Below are 21,259 nucleotides of genomic sequence, written 5' to 3'. Positions count from 1 at the left end.
TCTTTGGCCCGTAGGCATTATGCGGTATTAGCCATCGTTTCCAATGGTTATCCCCCACATCAAGGCAATTTCCTAGGCATTACTCACCCGTCCGCCGCTCGACGCCGTTATCGTTCCCCGAAGGTTCAGATAACTCGTTTCCGCTCGACTTGCATGTGTTAGGCCTGCCGCCAGCGTTCAATCTGAGCCATGATCAAACTCTTCAATTTAAGATTTTGGTGACTCAATGAATACTGATTACATTCTCTTCGCTTAATAAAAAGCTAAGTAATGTTGAATTGACTGTGCCGAATCTTACGATTCGAATTGGTCACTCAGTTCATTGAAATCAAGTTGAAACCGAAGTTTCATTTTTGATATTCATCAACGAGTGCCCACACAGATTGATAGGTTTAAATTGTTAAAGAGCGCTAGCGTTTTGTGATTTGCATCTCAGTCGCTAGGGGTGCGTACTATACTCGCACCGTTTTGAGAGTCAAGGGTTATTTTCAAACTCTTTTTCTCGACCGATTTCGCTGTGTGACTTTCGTCTCACTCCGTGTCGGTGAGGCGGCATTATAGAGAGATTGAGTTAGAGCACAAGGGCTTTTTTAAATAAAAGTTTTGTTCGCCTAAAAAGCCACCAGATCCGCGTTTTTCGAATAAAAACTAAACATTTGAGACGTATCACAGCAATACATTGGAAAATTGCAAGGCATGAACGTAAGATTCATGTGTCTATTTTGTTAATGGTAGATGCGTCTATTTCGTTTATTAATATGTAGTATTCCGATATGAACTCAAAAAAATCGATGTTGTTAATTGTCGCACTGGCTGTATTAGGCGGCATTGTTTTCTCTCAGGTAGATATATCGCCTGCAATTACCTTTATCCTTGGTGTCTTGGCTTCCGCTTTTGTTGTTAACTTTTCAAGCACCGACTCAAAATCAGATTCAGAAACTAAAGCTTCAACAAAAACGCTTTATGTGGGTAACCTTCCATACAAGGCGAACGAATCGCATGTTCGTGAATTATTCTCAGAACATGGTGAAGTGTTTGCAGTACGCTTAATGAAAGACAAGCGTACTGGTAAAAGAAGAGGCTTTGGATTTGTTGTTATGGCAAGTAATGATGTGAATCATGCAATCTCTGCTCTTAACGACAAAGATTACATGCAACGAACTTTAAAAGTACGTGTTGCAAATGATCCTAAGCATCCTGAAGCGGACGAATCTGAACAGAACTAAACCCTAACTGCTTCAACATACTATTTAGTGCACTTTCTTTATTGGGAAGTGCACTACAAAAAACCTCTCGCACTCCCCCTTCTTCATGACCACTTTCTAAACCCAACAAATCTTGAACTCGTTTAGCTATCGCTTTGCCCGAATCAACCAATACCACGCTTTCGCCTAATACTTGCTGAATCTCAGACTTTATTAGTGGGAAATGGGTACAGCCTAAAACAGCAACATCAATGACATTAATCATCGGCTGAAGGATTTGCTTGAGCTCTTCTATATTGACTGCCTCTCCTCTGAGCTTATCTTCGGCCATATCCACCAGGCGAGTCGAGCCCAAAAGTTCAACCCTCTTATTAATAGAGAAGTTCTTGATCAGTTCATGTGTGTATTCACGGGTGATGGTTGCCGGAGTCGCAATAAGGCCGACCGCTTTATTCGCTAACAAGGAAGCAGGCTTGATAGCTGGGACTACCCCAACGATTGGAATGACATTATTAGCACGGAGTGTAGGGAGAACAATCGTACTTGCGGTGTTACATGCAATAACGACGATATCAATGGCATGACTCGCCACGAAGCTAGCCACAATACTCTGAACTCTACTAATAAGAACCCGCTGATCGAGCTCGCCATACGGGTAAGCTTCGTTATCGAATACATAGATATAGTTATGATTATGTAATAGCTGACTTATCTCTTTATAGACAGATAACCCACCTACCCCAGAATCAAAGACCAATATGTTTTTTTGCAGACTATCCGACACAACGATTACCTATATGTAGTTTCGCAGCAATAATACCCCTTCACTTAGTTTTCGCCAATCCTCACGCTATACAATGCAAGCTCGATAGCGTTGATGTACAAAACGTTCACCTTGCTCTATCACTTCGAGCTCTATATCAAGCTTTCCTTTAAAGCATGGCGCTGAAGTGACTAAGGTATGGAACTCGCCACCTTCCCCACACGGATCAACATAGCTCGGTAAGCTCTCTATTAACTCATCGGTATATTTCAGCCCACAGTAGCTCATATCTAATACGTTACTGTCGACAGTGACAAGAAAAGTTTCGATGCCTCTATCTATTATCTCTTGTGCTAGCGCCTGACTGCTCTCCCCCATAAGAGGAAACACACACTCCCAGCCTGCGGGTTCAATATAGCTTCTTCGGTAGTCGGCAATACCATTGCAAAACATATCGCCGAATGCGACAGCATCAATTGCGAAACCTGAATCTTTAAGCGCCGAGACAATCGTACTTTGGTAAACCTCGTTGCTTGGGAACACTTCCGGAAGCTCGATGGTGATGAGTGGTAAGCCGATCAACTTAGCTTGCATTGTTACTACATCTATAGGAGTGACCTGGAAAGGGACTTCATCTCCAACATAAGTTGTGTAGAGTGCAACAACTTCATATTCGCTGCTTTCAAGTAAGCGCTCGAGGGTTAGTGTGGAGTCTTTACCTGATGACCAGCTTATGACGACTTTCTTTTTCATTGATATACCCAATAAGAAAAAACCGCCCAAAGGCGGTTTAAGTGTTAATTAGAATTGGTAAGTAGCATTCACGTAATATGTACGCTCTGGCGATGGGTATCCACCAGCAGTTTCATACTCTTCGTCTGTTAAGTTATCTACTCGACCATTTAAGGTTAGGTTTTCATTCGCATAGTAGTTAACTGAAACATCGAACAAGCTATATGCCGCAAGCTCTTCAGAGAAGTCAGGTCGTTCACCTACATATTGGTAACCTAACGAAACATCAACTTCATCGAAATTAGCCACTGCATTATATTTGTAAATCTTCTTAGCTCGGCGTGTCAGCTGCTCACCGGATTGATTTTCTGGATCTTGGAAGTTAGCGCTCACTTGGTGATTGATAAAGCTGGTATCAAACCCAACAACCATTTCCACACCACGTAGTTGGCTTTCGCCATCGGTATTGTAGTACTTGCTTGTCGCATAGTTGTAATCGATGAGGTCTTCGACATTCGTGTCATAGCCAGTAATCGACCAATCAACATCCTTGATTAAGCCACCAAAGGTCAACTCAAATGAATCTGCCTTTTCAGCTTCTAACTGTGCATTACCGTAGTAGCTATATAGTTGATACAAGTTAGGTGCTTTGAAGGATGTACCATAAGCTGCTTTTACAACAAGCCACTCAGCATAACGATAGCCTAACCCTGTGTTGTAAGTAGTTTCTGTACCGAACTGCTCATTGTCATCAACACGAAGACTCAGCTCTCCGAACACTTTATCCGCATCTGCGTTTAATGCAGCGAAGTACGCAACATTCGTTCTGTCGTATTCAGTATTCGAAGGCTTAACAATATAGGCCTCATCACGCCAATCTACACCACCACTAAGAGTCAGTGCCGAAGTCAGTTTGTATGAATTCACCCATTGAACATTTAGCTGTTCAAGCTCATCAGATGTTGCTGACGATGAGTTCTTGCCTAGAGACTGTTCGTAGTTCCAGTTATCTTGATTCTGATAGTTAACTAGGAAATCAGACTTAAGCTCGCTGCCACTATATTTAACTCCAGCAGCAAAGGTAGAGTTCTGAACTTCTGCCTCTTTGTAAGAGTGGACAGGTGCTCCCGTTACATAATCAACATACGAACCATCATATTGAGAAATAGTTTCGAACATACGGAAGTTAGCAAAACCACTCCATTGCTGATCAAAGTTATGAACATAACCAATAAGTGCATTGCGCGACTCAAAGCCATGTCGGTCACCATCATTTATTCCCGGCATAGGATGAACGTTGTATCCCTCATCGGAGTCGTAGCCAACCGATACGTTTAAGTGACCATTTTCACCAACCTTAGTACCACTAACAAAGCTCAGTTCTTCGTAATCTAAGCTTCCCAAGCCTGCACTTACCGCCGTTTCTTCATTATCAGAGTTTGCAACGGTAATAATATTGATAACACCGCCGATCGCTTCTGAGCCGTACATAGCGGCACGAGCTCCTCGAACGTATTCCACACGATCAACGAACGTAATTGGTAACTGGCTAAAATCAACACCACCTTTTGCAGCTCGAGCAAAACGAATACCATCAATTAGAACAAGAACTTGGTCAGAGTTAGCACCACGAACAAAGATCGAAGCCTGCTGGCCTCGGCCTCCATTTTGTGAAACCTGGATACCCGTTAATCGTCTAAATACATCGGTTAGAGACTTAGCTTGGATTCGATCGATGTCTTGACGTGTTACTACTTCAACTTGAGCGACAACACTTTCCGTACTTTGCTCAAAACGGTTCGCAGTAACCACCATGGTTTCATCGGCAGATGCTTGTTGGGCGTGTAAATTGGAGATAGGTGAAAGCAGCGATGCTACAGCAACCGCTAAAAGGGATTTGTTCATGTTGTGATCCTAAATCGCGTAAATTCCTACCAAACCACATGTCATGGTTTAGCCGCTGGCAGGTATTCGGACTCAAGAGCACAACCTTATGGTTACCTGATATTCGACTTCCCACAAAAAGCTATTTGCAGTGTCTGATGAATACTCGTTCTCTTTTACCGCTGCGCGTCAGTTCTGGATTCACACCAGATTCCCTCTTCAGCCATCTATACATCTAAATGGCACCAGCTTGCCGGAGATAGTATTGACCTATGAATCATTTGTCTAGTCTCAGATTGTTATAAGCTATAGTTTTCATGGTCGATTTACATTGAATGGCGCTCAACACTGGACAAGCGCCTGTGATTGAATAAAATCTGCGCTCTTGATTTAAAAGCACGACAGCAAAAGGCATAACCATGGCGAATTTAGATGTAAACCCGCAACGCTACCAAGAACAACTGGCAGAAAAGACTGAGCGTCTTACTGAAATGTTCTCAGAATATAATGTGCCTGAGCTGGAAGTGTATGAATCTCCAGAACAACACTACCGCATGCGTGCTGAGTTCCGCGTGTGGCATGAAGGTGACGATATGTATTACGTCATGTTCAATCAAGAAACTAAAGAAAAATACCGCGTAGACCAGTTCCCTGCTGCTAGCCGTCTTATCAATGACTTGATGCCTTTGCTAGTCGATGCAATGAAAGACAACCACTCTCTGCGCCATAAGCTATTCCAAGTAGACTTCCTATCTACACTTAGCGGTGAGATTTTGGTGTCTCTGCTTTACCACCGTCAACTAGGTGAGCAATGGATTCAAGATGCCAAAGCGCTAAAGCAGCAATTGAATGATGAAGGTTTCAACCTAAACCTGATTGGTCGCGCTCGTAAGATGAAGATTGTTTTAGACCGTGATTACGTTATTGAGAAACTAGACGTAAATGGCGATAGCTACATCTACCAACAAGTAGAGAACAGCTTCACTCAACCAAACGGTAAAGTGGCTGAGAAAATGTTGGAGTGGGCCGTTGACTGCACTCAAGACAGCAAAGGCGACCTGCTAGAGCTTTACTGTGGTAACGGTAACTTCTCATTAGCACTGGCACAAAACTTCGAACGTGTATTGGCAACTGAGCTAGCAAAACCATCAGTTGAATCAGCGCAATACAACATTGCAGCCAACAAGATTGATAACGTTCAGATCATCCGTATGTCTGCAGAAGACTTTACTGTGGCGATGGAAGGCAAACGTGAGTTCCGCCGTCTGCAGCAAGCAAACATAGATCTGAAGAGCTACAACTGCAACACTATCTTTGTTGATCCACCACGTTCAGGTATGGATGTAGATACTTGTAAGATGGTTCAAGGCTACGAGCGTATCATGTACATCTCTTGTAACCCTGAAACGTTGAAAGAGAACTTAGAAATCCTAAGCGAAACACACGATATTACTCGTTTTGCTCTTTTCGACCAGTTCCCTTACACACACCACATGGAAGCTGGCGTATTCCTAGAGCGTAGAGCGTAACACTCGCTTTTCTAAACTAGGTAAAAGCCAAACTGCAGACACAAAAAAACGAGCCAATCGGCTCGTTTTTTTATTTATGGTTGGCTTAAGCTGTCTTACCGATAAAGCCTAACTTCTTACCTACCCATGCGAGCAGTAACATTGCGACGATAATCGCGAAGAAGTTTGAACCCGCATCTGGGTGTTGTGCTTTCACAAACGCAGAGTGACCAAATGCACCCACGAAGAAACACGCCAAACCTACTAGCGGGATATCTTCCGATACTGGGTTAGTTAAGTACTCTTGGTAAAGTGCTTGTACAGCTAAAACTAAAGCAATCAGTGGGAAGATTGAGAAGCCCACTTCGCTCATTGTTACCCAAGATAAAAGTGCATCGCCACACACACCAGCAATCAGAGCCAGTACCAGTGTTTTTCTTTCTGAGCCACGGTTTACAGTATTATTTTCATTCGACATTATTCTATCCCGCCTTTTAATCGGTTACGTTCACGTTCTTTACGATACCAAAAAGCCCCTTTGGCCATCATTCGCAATTGCATGATCAAGCGCTCAGCCAGTTCGTCTCGCTGACGTCGATCTAAATCTAATGCTTCTGCCCCTGAGTTAAAGACCAATATGACCGAAGCTTCGGCTTGCGTAAAAGCTTCATCTCGTGTCATGCCAGTCGTGATTAGGTATTCGGTTAACTCCGCAGAAAAGTGCTGTATCTCACGAGCCACCGCTGTACGAAACTCAAATGAAGTTCCTGAGCGCTCTCGCAATAACAGTCTGAATACGTTAGGGCTGCTTTCAATGAACTCCATAAAGGTTTCAACCGATGTGCGAATAACACTGCCTTCTTTTACTATACGCTGCCTAGCTTGACGCATTAGCTGGCGCAGTAGTAAGCCACCCTCATCTACCATGGTTAAGCCAAGCTCATCCATGTCTTTGAAGTGACGATAAAAGGAAGTCGGTGCTATTCCAGCCTCACGAGCGACTTCTCTCAAGCTTAGGTTGGAAAAACTACGATCTGCACTGAGTTGGCTAAATGCTGCATCGATTAAGCTGCGACGAGTTTTTTCTTTTTGCTGTGCGCGAATGCCCATTGGTTTCATACTTTATCAATTTCTTCTTTTACAGCCTAAACAGGCATGTCTAATACTCTGTTCAATATAACGCGAATCACTTATTTATATAAGATACTCCGGTTATATAAGACACCAAACACGCCTCTTTGTTCACGTACCGCAGTAAATACGTTCGCAGAAAAAATTTCAATATCCACACCGCCATTTGGAGACATACGACATACCAAATATTATTTTTTCGCTAGCACTGCGTGATCCCGCCGACTCTCTGATGTCCTTTTCATGTACGCAAGAACAGAATCAGTTAAAATCCCGCAACAGCAATGTTAATCAAATATAACAAGGAAGATATCTATGCCACACTCCAACCACTTTGATGTAATCGTAATTGGTAGTGGCCCCGGAGGCGAAGGGGCAGCGATGGGATTAACCAAAGCCGGGTTGAACGTTGCAATCATTGAAAAAGAGAGCAGCGTTGGTGGTGGTTGTACCCACTGGGGAACCATTCCTTCAAAAGCTCTGCGTCATGCTGTAAGTCGTATTATCGAATTCAATAACAACCCTCTGTTCTGTCAGAACAACAAAAGCATTCACTCGACGTTTTCCAATATTCTGGGGCATGCGAAATCCGTTATCGATAAACAGACTCGACTGCGCCAAGGCTTCTACGATCGTAACCAATGTACACTAGTATTTGGTACAGCGCGCTTTATTGATTCTCACTCTATTTCTGTAATGCAAAGTGATGGTACGGAAGAGCACTACAGTGCTGACAAGTTTGTCATTGCGACGGGATCTCGCCCTTATCAACCAGAGAATGTCGACTTTCTGCATGAACGTATCTACGACAGCGACTCCATTCTTTCTCTTAAACACGACCCTCAACACATCATCATCTATGGTGCTGGTGTTATCGGTTGTGAGTACGCATCTATCTTCCGTGGTTTGGGTGTAAAAACCGATCTCATAAATACACGAGACCGTCTTCTGTCATTCCTAGATAATGAAACCTCTGATGCACTTTCTTACCACTTCTGGAACAGTGGCGTTGTGATTCGTAACGATGAAACCTTTGAGAAAATCGAAGGAACTGATGATGGCGTTATCATTCACCTAGAGTCAGGCAAAAAGATGCGTGCAGACTGCTTACTGTATGCCAATGGTCGAACCGGTAACACTGACAAGCTGAACTTAGGTGCGGTTGGTCTAGAGGCAGACTCTCGTGGTCAGGTATCAGTGAACACCAATTACCAAACTAACGTTGACCATGTATACGCGGTCGGTGATGTAATTGGCTACCCTAGCCTAGCAAGTGCTGCTTATGACCAAGGTCGATTTGTTGCACAAGCGATTGTTAAAGGTGAGGCTGAAGGTCACTTGATTGAAGATATCCCAACGGGAATCTACACCATCCCTGAAATTAGCTCTGTTGGTAAAACCGAGCAAGAGCTGACAGCAGCGAAAGTACCTTATGAAGTTGGACGTTCTTCATTCAAACACTTAGCTCGCGCTCAAATCGCGGGCAAAGACATCGGTAGCTTGAAGATTCTGTTCCATCGTGAAACCAAAGAGATTCTAGGTATCCACGTATTTGGTGAGCGTGCCGCAGAAATTATTCACATCGGCCAAGCAATCATGGAGCAAAAAGGCGAAGCGAATACTATCGAGTACTTCGTTAATACCACCTTTAACTACCCTACAATGGCTGAGGCGTATCGTGTTGCCGCTCTTAACGGCCTTAACCGTTTATTCTAAATAAAGAACTAGTAGGAGTATTTGACCACCCATAGGCCAAATACATAAACAGCAAGCCATGAGCTTGCTGTTTTTATTTAAGGTATTGAAAAATATAGCACCAAGAGTAATTAGATCATGATGTTCTAAATGCCCTTTGACCTGTACACCTTTTATTTTTACCCATTATAACTAGGCGAGAAATTCGCCCTTCTTCCACTGAGAAACAAATAACACACCAAGGCCAATACCGCGCATTGCCATAAAGCTCAGCATCGCAAGCCACAGAGCATGATTTTCTAAACTGGACGCTAGGAAGAAAATCGCAAAGAAACTGCAGGTCGCGACAAACATACTATTACGCATGTCCTTGCCTTTGGTTGCTCCAACAAAAATACCATCGAGTAAGAAGCACCACATTGAAACCAGCGGCATTGCGATTAACCAAGGCAGATACACCTCAGCTTGGCTTTTTACATCTGGGATGGTGGTGATCATATTGATTAAGTTAGACCCAGCTATCGCGAACACTATGGTCAGAACCAAACAAATATTGAAACTCCAGAAGAAGGTACCGATCAACGACTGATTTAATTCATCTTTGTCTTTCGCTCCTATCGCCTTGCCCACCATAGCTTCCATCGCATACGCAAAGCCATCCATTCCGTAAGAGATGATCATCAGGAAACTCATCAATACCGCATTGGCAGCCACGACATCATCACCAAAGCTTGCTCCTTGGAAAGTCATGAAAGTAAACGTGGCTTGCAGACACAGGGAACGCAGGAAAATATCGCGATTCAGTTTTACGAAGCGACTTAATCCTTGGCTGGTTTTCTTAATCAAAGCCCACGGAGATGGCAACTGTCTCTTTAGCCAGATCCGATAAACGCAGATCAGTCCAAACGTTAGACCTGCATAGTCAGCCAATACCGATGCCAGTGCAGCACCTTCCACCTGCCAGCCGAGACCAATCACAAAAACAACGTCTAACACGATATTGGTGATGTTAGTGATAATCACCATCCACATCGGCGCTTTTGCATTCTGAGTTCCAAGTAGCCAACCCAAGATAACGAAATTCGTCAATGCTGCCGGTGCACTCCATGCTCGAATCGAGAAATACTGTTGGCCGTAATGTTTCACTTGGTCACTGGCGCTACTGAATGAAAAAACCAGATCAGCCACTAAGCCATGTAAGAGTAAGAAAATAGCAGCAAACCCAAGAGCCATGGTCACGCCCTGCACGAAGACCAAACCAAGCTGCTTGCCATCATTTGCACCGTACGATTGTGCGGCAAGGCCGGTTGTCGACATACGTAAGAAACCAAGCAACCAAAAGGTCACACTGATCATAGTGCCACCTAACGCCACGCCTCCTAGGTACCAAGAATGTTCTAAGTGACCGATAACAGCAGCATCCACTAAACCCAGCAGTGGAACAGTAATATTAGAAAGCACCATCGGGATCGCGAGCAACAGCACTTGTTTGTGCATAGCTTGATTGGATAGCGTTTGGAAAATAGTTTGGGGATTAAATAGCTTCACGATCACCTCTTTGATTAGAGGTGATAGTTTAACCTAGTGAGTGTGCTTTCACTATGTTGTGAGATTTTGGCTTATAACAGATGTGGCTTCGAGTATGTGTAAATAGTGCTGCTCTAGCGCTACCACTTCACTAGTACCAGCTGCGGTGTTAAACGCTTTTTAACCTGGGAAATTTTGCACAATAGTCGCTGCCATAACTTCCAACGATTACATTGTTGTTCCAATGGCGAAAATGCCTTAACCCACTGCGCCCAAGGTAGCCAATTAAGAATACTGTCGGCTGGAGAAGATAAGCCATGTGCATAGTCACCAGAGCCCAGCTTCTTACCTAAAGTACTTGAGCTCTTATCGCCCGCCAATACAACACACGCATGTGCATGAGTAAAGTAACGGCTCAGCGATTGAATAAAGTGCGCAGTTTGCTGCTCATTGCAATCCAGCAGTGCATGTTCACACACCACCATTACCGAAGCTTGCTCTGGAATATTGAGTTCATCTAACCAAGTCAGATCATCTACAGAACCACACTCCAAGCGGTAGCGTTCATTTTTGTGGAACAAACGTTGTCGCCAAAGTAGGTTCTCGGTTACATCCAACTCTACCCAGTGACAGCGGCCATTGTCTAATCGGTAAAAACGGGTGTCGAGACCAGCTCCCACGTTAATAATCCAAGCATCTGGGTTGTGAGATAGGAACTGCTGAACTTGAGAATCGCAAAGTTGAGTCAGTGTCGCGTAGAGAAGTTGTTGTTGGTCGAGTTCACCAGTAAGGCATTCTGGCGCTAATTGACAACGCTTACAGGCCTGAGCGGCAATAGGATCATAGACTAGACCATCATCGGCAAGGCTTTCTCGGCTGCGAAACCAAAGGTGTTGAACGAGGTTTGTCGGAACTTGAAGTTCTTGATGTGCAGACGCTTGATCAGCAGAAACCTTTTGATCAGAGGAGCGCGGCTTAGCTATAAGCGGCTTTATTTGAGGCTTGGTTTGGATTGGCATCATCATCTTCCTTGTATCTCGACAAAGAAGATGATAATGAATATCAATTACAATAACAAGTTATTGAGAATAAATATCAATAAGATGTTGGTACTGATTACATCCAGTCCGTGTTGCGAATAATACCAACAGCAAGGCCTTCAATAGACAAGTGTTGAGATTCTAGATCGACACGAATTGGAGAAAACTCTTCGTTTTCAGCGTGTAACAGCACTGTAGAACCTTTACGTTCTAGACGTTTTACCGTTACATCATCATCGACACGAGCAACCACAACCTGACCATCACGGACATCTTGGGTTTTGTGAACAGCAAGCAGGTCACCATCCATAATACCGATGTCTTTCATACTTTCGCCATTTACGCGAAGTAAGAAGTCAGCTTGAGGTTTAAACATGCCTGGATCGACTTGGTAATGCATTTCTACATGCTCTTGAGCCAAGATAGGCTCACCAGCGGCAACCTGACCGATCAGAGGCAGACCTTGCTCTTCGTTTGCTGCATCTTCAAGCAAAATACGAATACCACGAGACGCACCCGGGATAATCTCAATCGCTTCTTTACGAGCAAGAGCTTTCAAATGTTCTTCTGCAGCATTTGCAGAACGGAAGCCTAATTCACGGGCAATTTCTGCACGTGTCGGTGGCATACCGGAATCTTCGATCTTACCTTTGATAAGGTCAAAGACTTGTTGTTGGCGGGGCGTTAACGGCTTCATGATTCACCTGTCTTTTTATACAGTTGACTGTGAGTATATCCAGTAACTGGACAAAAGCAAAGCAATTGGTTGTTTTTAGTTCATTTTTCGCTAATTACAAAACCAAGATCTCGAACCATACATAAGCCGCAAGCGCTAAACAGATAAAAACAGCTGCCGAACCGACATCTTTCGCCATTCCTGAAAGCTCATGATGTTCACTCCCAATACGATCTACAACCGCTTCAATTGCAGTATTAATGAGCTCAACAACCATCACCAGCACGATAGAGGACACCATTAAGATTCGTTCTACATGGCTCACATCGAGGTAAAACGCCAACGGAATCAGCACCGCAGCCATGAATACTTCTTGTCGAAAGGCCGCCTCGTTTTTAAACGAACTTGTGATGCCTTGCCATGAAAAGCCCGCAGCTTTCACGATACGTTTAAATCCGGTGTTTGATTTTTTGGTCATTTTTAACCCTATACTCAATCAGTCGATGAATGATATTCCACAAACTTAACGGCAATATGACTATTTCCATTAAAAGGTTAGACCAGTTTCTGGTATTCTTGCATCGATTAAATTTACGCCTAGGCTTATCCCTATTTTGCTTGAAAGGGTTACCCTCTCTCATCATAGAAATAGAGATACGCTTAAGCACATTGAAATAACTATTGAGGCTGTGAACCTATATGTCTTCTGGACAATCTTTTTCACGTTCATTAATGAAGCTACCTTTATCCGTATTGGTAAAAGGCACATCAATCCCTTCGAATCCAGTTGAAGATTTGAACATTGATTTAGGCAAACCAATTGTATACGCCTTACCGTTTCGCTCAAGCGTCGACCTACTGACACTACAAAAGCACGCGCTCGAACTGGGTTTACCAGATCCGTTAAGCAAGCTTGAAATCAGTGGTAAATCACTGCCACGCTACGTTTTTATCTCTTCACGCAAAACGCTGCTACAAGATGATGATTACGTCCCAGCCTCTTCTATTGAAGTCTTCTCTGAGCTGCTTGCACTGCATGCTGACGACTCAGAGCTGGATGTGCAAGTTATCCCTGCAACTGTATTGTGGGGCCGTAAGCCTGGTAAAGAGAATAACCAGAAGCCTTACCTACAAGCAATGAACGGCTTAGAGAAATCAATCGCTGTTTTAATTGCTGGCCGCGACTGTCTAGTACGATTCAGCCCTGTGGTATCTCTTCGTTACATGGCAAACTCTCACGGCACCGACAGCACTATCGCACACAAGTTGGCGCGTGTAGCTCGCATTCACTTCTCACGCCAAAAACTGGCAGCCTCTGGTCCTAACCTGCCAAGCCGTCAAGCACTGTTCGATCGCCTACTAAAATCAGAAGCGATCAAGAAGGCGATTGAAGACGAAGCGAAGTCAAAGAACATCTCCATTGAGAAAGCGAGCAAAGAAGCTCAGGACATCATGGATGAGATCGCAGCGAACTTCTCTTACTCACTGATCAAACGTGGCGAGAAGATTCTAGGCTGGTTGTGGAACAAGCTGTACCAAGGCCTACATATCAACAACGCTTCAACCGTTCGTAAGCTGGCACAAGATGGTCACGAGATTGTTTATGTCCCTTGTCACCGCAGCCATATGGACTACTTACTGTTGTCTTACGTGCTTTACCATGAAGGCATGGTGCCTCCACATATCGCTGCGGGTATCAACTTGAATTTCTTCCCTGCAGGTCCGATTTTCCGTCACGGTGGTGCGTTCTTCATTCGTCGTAGCTTTAAAGGTAACAAGCTGTACTCAACGATCTTCCGTGAGTACCTAGCTGAGCTGTTCGCTAAAGGTTACTCGGTAGAATACTTTAGTGAAGGTGGCCGTTCTCGTACGGGTCGTCTGCTACAAGCGAAAACCGGCATGCTAGCGATGACGATTCAGGCAATGCTGCGTGGCATGAACCGCCCAGTAACGTTAGTGCCGGTTTACATCGGCTACGAGCACGTAATGGAAGTAGCGACTTACGCAAAAGAACTACGTGGTAAACGTAAAGAGAAAGAAAACGCGAGCCTAGTGATTCGTACTATCCGTAAGCTACGTAACTTTGGTAAGGGCTATGTGAACTTCGGTGAGCCGATTCAGCTCAATCAATACCTGAATGAACACTCTCCAGAGTGGACAAAAGACATCGATCCAATGGGTACCAGCAAGCCACAATGGATGACGCCTGTGGTTAATGACCTAGCAACCAAGATGATGACACACATCAACGATGCGGCAGCGACCAACGCACTGACATTATGTGCAACCGCTCTGCTTGCATCACGTCAGCGTGCATTGTCTCGTGACTCTTTGGTTTCTCAAATCAACTGCTACCTGTCTCTACTTAACAATGTGCCTTACTCAGACACATTTACGGTACCGAAAGACAGTGCGGAAGAGTTGGTGAAACATGCAGAGTCTCTGAACAAGTTCTTGATTGAGTCAGACTCAATGGGTGACATTATTTCACTAGACCGTCATCAATCGATTCTAATGACTTACTACCGCAACAACATCATTCACTTGTTTGCGCTGCCATCGTTAATTGCTCAGATGACTATTCGTCAGCACGGCTTAACGATCGATGCAATTCAAAAGAATGTCGCGGCAATCTATCCGTTCTTGAAGAAAGAGCTGTTCCTGAGCTACGACGAAGAGCAGCTTGAAGGTGTGGTGTCGAACATCATTGATGAATTGGTTAGCCAAGGCATGCTGGTTGTGTCTGATAATCAAGTCACCATCAACCAATCGAACAGCCAAGCGCTAATGCTACTAGGTCGTACGATTTCAGAGACACTTCAGCGTTACTCAATTGCTCTAAACCTATTGGCAGAGAACCCAGAACTGGATAAATCTGACCTTGAGCAGAAGAGTCAAGACATCGCGCAACGTCTTGGTCGCCTGCAAGGTATCAACGCACCTGAGTTCTTCGATAAAGGTGTGTTTGCTTCGATGTTTGCTACGCTCAAACAGCAGCAATACCTGGATAACGACGGTAATTGTGATTTAGAGAAAACTCAGCAATTCGCTAAGCTTCTGTACTCAATGCTTTACCCAGAAGTTCGCTTGACGATTCAAGAGAGCATCCACCAAGCAGAGTAGTTTGTTGGTTCGCTAGCTTTAAGCGCTAAACTAGAGCAATCAAAAAAGGCATCCATTGTGGATGCCTTTTTATTTGTGCTCTTGCTATCAAGCCATCGCTTACCAGAAGGTAATGAACAAACCTATGGTGACGGCCATTCCTACGTAGTTGTTATTGAGGAAGGCTTGAAAACATAAATCTCTATCGCGATGACGCATCAAGTGTTGTTGATAAACAAACAAACCACCAGCCACCAACAGTGCCCAGTAAAAAGTGTCACCTAGATGGTAGTGCATGCCTAATGCAATCAACATCGCTAAAGTCACTAACTGCAGTGAGCCAACAATCAGCTTGTCGAAACGGCCAAACAAAATCGCTGTCGACTTGATGCCAATCTTAAGATCATCGTCTCGGTCAACCATCGCATATTGGGTGTCGTAAGCGATTGTCCACAGCGCATTAATCACGAAGATAAACCAAACGATACTTGGTAGCTCATTGGTTTGTGCAGCCCATGCCATTGGACTAGCCCAGCTAAACGCCAAGCCAAGGAACAACTGTGGAAGATGCGTAAAACGCTTCATGAAAGGATAAATCAACGCTAGACCAACCCCAATAAAAGAGAGCTTAATGGTCAACGGATTCATAGTCAGTACTAGCAAGAATGAAATCACGGCTAGAACTAAAAAAAGGATAACGGCTTCTTTACTCGACACCAAACCAGACGGCAGTGGGCGCTGCTTAGTACGCTTTACATGACCATCCACCTTACGGTCAGCAAAATCATTAATCACGCAGCCTGCTGAACGCATCAGTACTACACCTAATACAAAGACGACCAAGACATCCAAGTCTGGCATACCTTGTGCGGCGATAATCAACGACCATAACGTAGGCCACAGGAGTAACAAAGTACCAATCGGGCGATTCATTCGCGTTAATTGCCAGTACGCTTTCGCTTTGGTGGCAAGCATTTACACACTCTCCTTAGAGTAAATGGGTGATGTTGGTAAAAACAGTTCTGCTACAAGCATCGGTTTATGGTTCATCCATAGTCGAGAGCGGCGTGCGAGTAATCGTTCGTCGCCAGCGATAACCCAACCGACTTGCAGTGCGTCTCGCTCGACGTTCTCCGCACTAAAAACGGTCAACCCTAACGGGACATTACCTTGTTGAGAAAGGTCTGAGTGCTGATCTTCTAGCGTAACTCGGGGAATCAAGGTTCGACCTAACACCCACGGTTCGCCATCACCCTTTAAAATCACTTTACGCAGTAAGCAATCAAACGATGATAAAAGATGTTCCTCGTCTTGTTGTAGCCTTGAGCGTTCTACAACTTGATTATGAAGCAACTCAACAGACAGGTGCTGACAGCTCTTGCCCAACTTGCGGGAAAGAGAACCTTGCTCCATAAGCCACTCTTTGGTGGTTTCATTAGGAAAATCAAATGTTTCTGTACTTTGCCAATCTACATTCATTAACGAATTAAGATACAGCGATATTGGCTGATTCATACTAGTATTCAATAGGTGACTTTACACGTACAATAAAGCTTCAACTTTCGAACAAAATTAAAGCGTTCTTCGAATTGTAAACGTATTTAGATTTAGACCGCTCATTGTAACAAGACTAATGCGTTTCGAATATCGCGAATAAACTAAAGAAAAGTCACAAATATGCACAAACGTTATGTAGCCCAAATATTTCTTGCGATTACTCTACTCTTTTCAGCATCAAGTTTCGCAGAAGAGGAATCGGAACCTAAGCTAGCCTACTTCACGCTAGAACCAGACCTAACCACCAACTTTTACACTAAAGGTAAAAAGTTGGGCTACATTCAGGTTCGTCTCGATATCATGGTGGCAAATAGCAAAGATTTAGCAACCATCGAGCATCACCAACCATTGATTCGTGATGCAGTCATCGAGCTATTGGGCAAACAAAACGAAGAGACGATTAAGTCACTGTCCGGTCGTGAAGATTTAAGAAAGACGCTAGTTGAGCACCTCAACAAGATTTTACTTCCAGAGACGGGCAAAACCCTGATTGCGGATTTACTGTTTACCAAATACCTCTATCAGTAACAGCGGGCATAAAACGAATCTAAAAAAAGCGGCTCATTTGGCCGCTTTTTTGTTTCTATCGATGCTAGGAACTAACTTCTTGCCGATTTCGGCGCTTTCATTGAATCAACGAAGCCGATAATCACACCCGCAACTAGGCCTGCTAAGTGAGCAGTATTGGCAATCGCCATAAACGGCTGCATGTACCCGAGTACCAACCACACCAGCATAAAGCCGACGATTTGTCTTGGGATACCCAAACCAAGCTGTGGCGCTTTAGTACCAACCACCCATAGGTAACCAACCAAAGCATACACAACGCCAGATAAGCCACCGAAGTTGGCTCCTTCAACCCAGTATTGCCCTGCTCCTGACAACGCAGAAGAGACAGCAAAGATCTGAAGCAACTTAAGACCGCCTAACTTTTTCTCAATATCGCCACCCAGTTGCCACCACCACAAGATATTGAAAGCGATGTGTATAACCGAGAAATGAAGCACGGCATGGCTCAACCAACGCCACAATTGCCACTGCTGTCCGTCCACCGCAGGGAAGTGCAACGCATTAAAAATCGCTTGGCCAAAACCGATCTGCTGCAGTGCAAAAATCACCACACACACCAACATGATGCTGAGTGTCACAGGGCCAGCCTTGGCTTTTATCATCCCCATGAAACTAGGCGTGTGATAATGGAAATGACTCTTTCTGGTCTCTGCCATATCCCAAGAGGCCGCTTGGTAGCGTTTATGATTGGGTTCCGACAAGAAGCGGTTGAGCTCCGCTTCAGTTTCAACTTGAAACTGGCCATCAAGTAGCCAAAGAGCAAAGCGCCCTTCTCCCTCAGGTGACATCTGAATAGGGATCTGGCGAGAGGCCATGTAATCAATAAATGCTTGAGCAAGACGTGGATTGTCTAACACCATCAGTCTAATCATTGTTATTTCCTATTCATGCTATGAGAGATGTTTAAGCGATAAAGGTCATTAGCCAGCAATCACAGGAAGTTCAGCACGGTGCCATGCTTCGAAGCCACCATCAACACTATATACCTCTTCAAAGCCTTGGTTCACTAAATATTGTGCCGCACCTTGGCTACTAATCCCGTGGTAACACATTACCAAGATAGGTCGTTCAAACTCCACCTCATCCATAAACGAGACCATAGTGTCGTTTGTTAGGTGATAAGCGGTTTTTGAGTGAGCAACCGCGAAAGATTGCGGGTCGCGGATATCAACAAGTCGAGCTTGGCCTTGTTCAATAAGGGCCTGAGCACCTTGCACGTCGATATGTTTAAACTGGTCCATGACTTTCTCTTTTTATACTGATTTACTTTGCTGCCATTGTAACCTATCCCAAGGCTAACAATCACATCCACTTAATAAGGTTATCCACCAGCGATCACTTTTACACCATTTGTGGATAAATCTGTGAATTGCGTGAATAAAGTGCCTTTGGAAAAATAGATCCACAACATGTAGTGATGATCCTGATCTAACTGTGGGTTAACTAAAACATATCCCCACTCAAAAAACACGCTCAAAGCCTTACTACACCCTGCTTTTAGACAGCTGACGAATAAACTTGTCACAGAGTTATCCACAAAATCATTTTGCAAATTACGATCGCAAAAGTTGAGAATTCGATCCAAAACAAAAAGGCCGAGATCTCTCGATCTCGGCCTTTTCAAAATTCAGTGTCTCGTCCTGAAATGTGTTTACACATTGAGGACGAATTATGACTACTTCAAATAATACCTACGTTAAGCGCACTCAGCGTGATTACACACTAGGCTTTAAATTACAGGTCGTCGCCGCTGTAGAAAGAGGCGATATGACCTATAAACAAGCCCAAACCATTTATGGTATCCAAGGCCGTTCAACCGTTTTAACCTGGCTTCGAAAGCACGGTAAGATGAATTGGGCGCAAAATCCAAGGATGAATGTCATGAGCCAATCACCTAAGCCCAAAGAATCACCTGCACAGAAAATAAAACGTCTTGAGAAAGAGCTGGAAGACGAAAAAATCAAGAACCTCTTCTTAAATAGAGTGGTTGATATTCTTGATGCTGAGCACGGAACCAGTCTGAGAAAAAAGTATCTAGCCAAGGAGCAAGAAGCCTTCAAAAACAGGAAGGAATAAGTTTAGTTCGAGTATGTAGGCTTTGCGGCATAACAAGGCAGAGTGTTTATCAACGAGAAAAGCGAGCTCATCACCGTCGGTTAGAGCTTAAACCGATTAAAAAATGGTGTTGGATATTAGGCGTTATATGCCTCGGGTTGGTACGAGGAAGCTCTATTTTTTAATTAAGCCCAGACTACAAGAGCAAGGTATCAAGTTAGGCCGAGATGCGCTTTTCAACTACTTACGCGCTGAGCGATTGTTGGTAAGACCTAAGCGTAGTTTTACAAAAACGACCAATAGTCGGCATTGGATGAAGAAACACCCGAACTTATTAAAGGACTACAAGCCATGTAATCCAGAGAGTGTGTTGGTGAGCGACATAACCTATGTTCAATCTGATGAAGGAGTTCACTACCTATCATTGGTTACGGATGCGTTTAGCCGGAAAATAATGGGCTATGAGCTGAGTAATGAAATGAAAGCGACGGATGTCGTGAAAGCGCTAAATATGGCGATCAAAGGGCGTCAATATCATCGTTCTTGTATCCATCATTCGGATCGTGGTCTGCAGTATTGCTCAGGTGTATATCAAGATAAATTGAAAACTAGCGGCATAATACCTTCGATGACAGATGGTTATGACTGCTACCAAAATGCCTTAGCAGAAAGAATAAATGGGATCCTGAAACAAGAGTTCTGACTTGATAGGTGCAAGAATCTTGAGGAGCTCAAACGACTAGTAAAAGAGTCTATCAATATCTATAACAATATGAGGCCGCACCTCAGTCTCATGATGAAAACTCCAAATGAGGTGCATGAAAAAAGCCAACAGCTGGCGCTGTTGGCTTAGTAAAAAACTGTCAACGTATTTTAGGACGAGACACAGTTTTTTGCTAGCTACTATTTAGAAACTAAGTGCTGTTAGAAATCGCCAACGGCTTGTTTCAATTTCTTCATCGCATTCTTTTCTAACTGGCGAACACGTTCTGCAGAGATACTGTAGGTATCCGCTAAGTCTTGCAGTGTTGCTTTATTGTCGTCTAACCAACGAGAGCGAACAATGTGTTGGCTACGCTCATCTAGGCTTGCTAGTGCTAGGCCTAAACGATTATTGGTGTGAGACTCCCAGTTAGATGCTTCAACCGTTTCAGCAACGTCTGACGCTTTATCTTCTAGGTAGTAAACCGGAGCTGTGTAAGCAGAGCCGCCGTCATCGTCATCCATTGGTGCTTCAAACGTTGCGTCTTGTGCCGCTAAGCGAGATTCCATCTCACGAACTTCAGAAGGCTCAACACCCAGTTCACGAGCTACTGTCTCAACTTCACCGTTGTTAAACCAACCTAAACGCTTTTTAGATTTACGAAGGTTAAAGAACAGTTTGCGCTGTGCCTTAGTTGTCGCAATCTTAACGATACGCCAGTTACGCAGAACGTACTCATGAATCTCAGCTTTAATCCAGTGAACCGCAAAAGAAACCAATCGAACGCCAACCTCTGGGTTGAAGCGCTTAACGGCTTTCATTAGACCGATGTTACCTTCTTGAACGAGATCAGCCATAGGTAGCCCGTAGCCAGAGTAACCTCTTGCAACGTGCACCACGAATCGTAGGTGTGAAAGGATCAAGCCTTTCGCTGCGTCGATCTCACCTTTGTAATGTAATCGCTCTGCAAGTCCACGTTCCTCTTCAGGCGTCAGCATTGGGTAGCTGTTCGCTGAGCGGATATAGCTGTCTAAACTATCTTGTGTGACTAAAGCCATTTGATACGCTTGGTTTGCCATTCGGTTCCTCATCAATCTCTGATCTGGAGTAG

General features: G+C 44.1%; 19 protein-coding genes, 1 rRNA gene, 1 pseudogene and 1 riboswitch. Of the genes and pseudogenes, 6 read left to right on the top strand and 15 right to left on the bottom strand.

Annotated features, from left to right (window positions below):
- A 16S ribosomal RNA gene (locus tag L1D55_RS17130) occupies positions 1-209 on the bottom strand; the annotation flags it as partial.
- Between the two features lie 564 nt (positions 210-773).
- Here L1D55_RS17130 and L1D55_RS17125 point away from each other — a divergent pair.
- The gene (locus tag L1D55_RS17125; RefSeq protein ID WP_004740566.1) at positions 774-1,226 is read left to right on the top strand and encodes an RNA-binding protein; all 453 of its coding nucleotides are present in this window, start codon (positions 774-776) and stop codon (positions 1,224-1,226) included.
- Here the strand turns inward: L1D55_RS17125 and murI are convergent.
- Genes murI through btuB form a run of 3 tightly spaced genes read right to left on the bottom strand, consistent with a single transcriptional unit; the run spans position 1,189 to position 4,605 of the window.
- Positions 1,189-1,995 carry a glutamate racemase gene (gene murI, locus L1D55_RS17120; RefSeq protein ID WP_239918226.1) on the bottom strand — a complete coding sequence of 269 codons (807 nt, stop codon included), beginning with the start codon at positions 1,993-1,995 and terminating at the stop codon, positions 1,189-1,191. The two genes, L1D55_RS17125 and murI, sit on opposite strands and share 38 nt — an antisense overlap.
- 60 nt (positions 1,996-2,055) lie before the next feature.
- The gene (locus L1D55_RS17115; protein ID WP_239918225.1) at positions 2,056-2,721 is read right to left on the bottom strand and encodes an adenine nucleotide alpha hydrolase; all 666 of its coding nucleotides are present in this window, start codon (positions 2,719-2,721) and stop codon (positions 2,056-2,058) included.
- A 48-nt stretch (positions 2,722-2,769) separates the two neighbouring features.
- Complete coding sequence (gene btuB, locus L1D55_RS17110; RefSeq protein ID WP_239918224.1) at positions 2,770-4,605, bottom strand: TonB-dependent vitamin B12 receptor; 1,836 nt, start codon at positions 4,603-4,605, stop codon at positions 2,770-2,772.
- Positions 4,606-4,644: 39 nt separating this feature from the next.
- Positions 4,645-4,849: riboswitch (cobalamin riboswitch) on the bottom strand.
- A gap of 154 nt (positions 4,850-5,003) precedes the next feature.
- Between btuB and trmA the strand changes: the two genes are divergently transcribed.
- Positions 5,004-6,113, top strand: a complete 1,110-nt coding sequence (gene trmA, locus L1D55_RS17105; protein WP_239918223.1) for a tRNA (uridine(54)-C5)-methyltransferase TrmA — start codon at positions 5,004-5,006, stop codon at positions 6,111-6,113.
- Between the two features lie 85 nt (positions 6,114-6,198).
- Here the strand turns inward: trmA and L1D55_RS17100 are convergent, their stop codons facing one another.
- Positions 6,199-6,570, bottom strand: coding sequence for a YijD family membrane protein (locus L1D55_RS17100; RefSeq protein ID WP_004740556.1), 372 nt, complete (start codon positions 6,568-6,570; stop codon positions 6,199-6,201).
- Complete coding sequence (gene fabR, locus L1D55_RS17095) at positions 6,570-7,211, bottom strand: HTH-type transcriptional repressor FabR (RefSeq protein WP_004740554.1); 642 nt, start codon at positions 7,209-7,211, stop codon at positions 6,570-6,572. The genes L1D55_RS17100 and fabR overlap by 1 nt, the downstream gene beginning before the upstream one ends.
- 327 nt (positions 7,212-7,538) lie before the next feature.
- Between fabR and sthA the strand changes: the two genes are divergently transcribed.
- Entirely contained in the window at positions 7,539-8,939 is a 1,401-nt protein-coding gene (sthA, locus tag L1D55_RS17090; RefSeq protein WP_102424011.1) for a Si-specific NAD(P)(+) transhydrogenase, read from the top strand.
- A 171-nt stretch (positions 8,940-9,110) separates the two neighbouring features.
- On the opposite strand, the gene dinF is transcribed toward sthA, so the two are convergent.
- From dinF to L1D55_RS17070, 4 genes are all read right to left on the bottom strand, one after another.
- Complete coding sequence (gene dinF / locus L1D55_RS17085) at positions 9,111-10,466, bottom strand: MATE family efflux transporter DinF (protein ID WP_239918222.1); 1,356 nt, start codon at positions 10,464-10,466, stop codon at positions 9,111-9,113.
- Between the two features lie 119 nt (positions 10,467-10,585).
- On the bottom strand, positions 10,586-11,464 hold the full coding sequence (locus L1D55_RS17080; protein ID WP_239918221.1) for a class I SAM-dependent methyltransferase: 879 nt from the start codon (positions 11,462-11,464) through the stop codon (positions 10,586-10,588).
- A 97-nt stretch (positions 11,465-11,561) separates the two neighbouring features.
- Positions 11,562-12,182 carry a transcriptional repressor LexA gene (gene lexA, locus L1D55_RS17075; protein ID WP_004740541.1) on the bottom strand — a complete coding sequence of 207 codons (621 nt, stop codon included), beginning with the start codon at positions 12,180-12,182 and terminating at the stop codon, positions 11,562-11,564.
- A gap of 94 nt (positions 12,183-12,276) precedes the next feature.
- The gene (locus L1D55_RS17070; RefSeq protein ID WP_102424013.1) at positions 12,277-12,639 is read right to left on the bottom strand and encodes a diacylglycerol kinase; all 363 of its coding nucleotides are present in this window, start codon (positions 12,637-12,639) and stop codon (positions 12,277-12,279) included.
- A 221-nt stretch (positions 12,640-12,860) separates the two neighbouring features.
- On the opposite strand from L1D55_RS17070, the gene plsB reads away from it, so the two are divergent.
- A complete protein-coding gene (plsB, locus tag L1D55_RS17065; RefSeq protein ID WP_239918220.1) occupies positions 12,861-15,284 on the top strand; it encodes a glycerol-3-phosphate 1-O-acyltransferase PlsB in 2,424 nt (807 codons plus the stop codon).
- Positions 15,285-15,383: 99 nt separating this feature from the next.
- Here the strand turns inward: plsB and ubiA are convergent, their stop codons facing one another.
- Together ubiA and L1D55_RS17055 are read right to left on the bottom strand one after the other, a co-directional pair.
- Positions 15,384-16,238: a 4-hydroxybenzoate octaprenyltransferase gene (ubiA, locus tag L1D55_RS17060; protein ID WP_239918219.1), complete on the bottom strand. Its 855-nt coding sequence runs from the start codon at positions 16,236-16,238 to the stop codon at positions 15,384-15,386.
- Complete coding sequence (locus L1D55_RS17055) at positions 16,239-16,778, bottom strand: chorismate lyase (protein WP_164913326.1); 540 nt, start codon at positions 16,776-16,778, stop codon at positions 16,239-16,241.
- A gap of 162 nt (positions 16,779-16,940) precedes the next feature.
- Here L1D55_RS17055 and L1D55_RS17050 point away from each other — a divergent pair, with 162 nt between their 5' ends.
- Entirely contained in the window at positions 16,941-17,348 is a 408-nt protein-coding gene (locus L1D55_RS17050) for a flagellar basal body-associated protein FliL (RefSeq protein WP_004740536.1), read from the top strand.
- Positions 17,349-17,419: 71 nt separating this feature from the next.
- Here L1D55_RS17050 and glpG read toward each other — a convergent pair whose 3' ends face one another.
- A complete protein-coding gene (glpG, locus tag L1D55_RS17045) occupies positions 17,420-18,262 on the bottom strand; it encodes a rhomboid family intramembrane serine protease GlpG (RefSeq protein WP_239918218.1) in 843 nt (280 codons plus the stop codon).
- A 48-nt stretch (positions 18,263-18,310) separates the two neighbouring features.
- On the bottom strand, positions 18,311-18,631 hold the full coding sequence (gene glpE / locus L1D55_RS17040) for a thiosulfate sulfurtransferase GlpE (protein ID WP_239918217.1): 321 nt from the start codon (positions 18,629-18,631) through the stop codon (positions 18,311-18,313).
- A gap of 430 nt (positions 18,632-19,061) precedes the next feature.
- On the opposite strand from glpE, the pseudogene L1D55_RS17035 reads away from it, so the two are divergent.
- A pseudogene (locus tag L1D55_RS17035) lies at positions 19,062-20,298 on the top strand (IS3 family transposase).
- A gap of 71 nt (positions 20,299-20,369) precedes the next feature.
- On the opposite strand, the gene rpoH reads toward L1D55_RS17035, so the two are convergent.
- Positions 20,370-21,227, bottom strand: coding sequence for an RNA polymerase sigma factor RpoH (rpoH, locus tag L1D55_RS17030; RefSeq protein ID WP_004740532.1), 858 nt, complete (start codon positions 21,225-21,227; stop codon positions 20,370-20,372).
- Positions 21,228-21,259 lie beyond the last annotated feature (32 nt).

Source organism: Vibrio sp. Isolate22, assembly GCF_022398115.1.
Taxonomy (GTDB): Bacteria; Pseudomonadota; Gammaproteobacteria; order Enterobacterales; family Vibrionaceae; genus Vibrio.
Note: the sequence above shows the minus strand (reverse complement) of the source record. Positions and strands in the feature narration are given on the sequence as shown.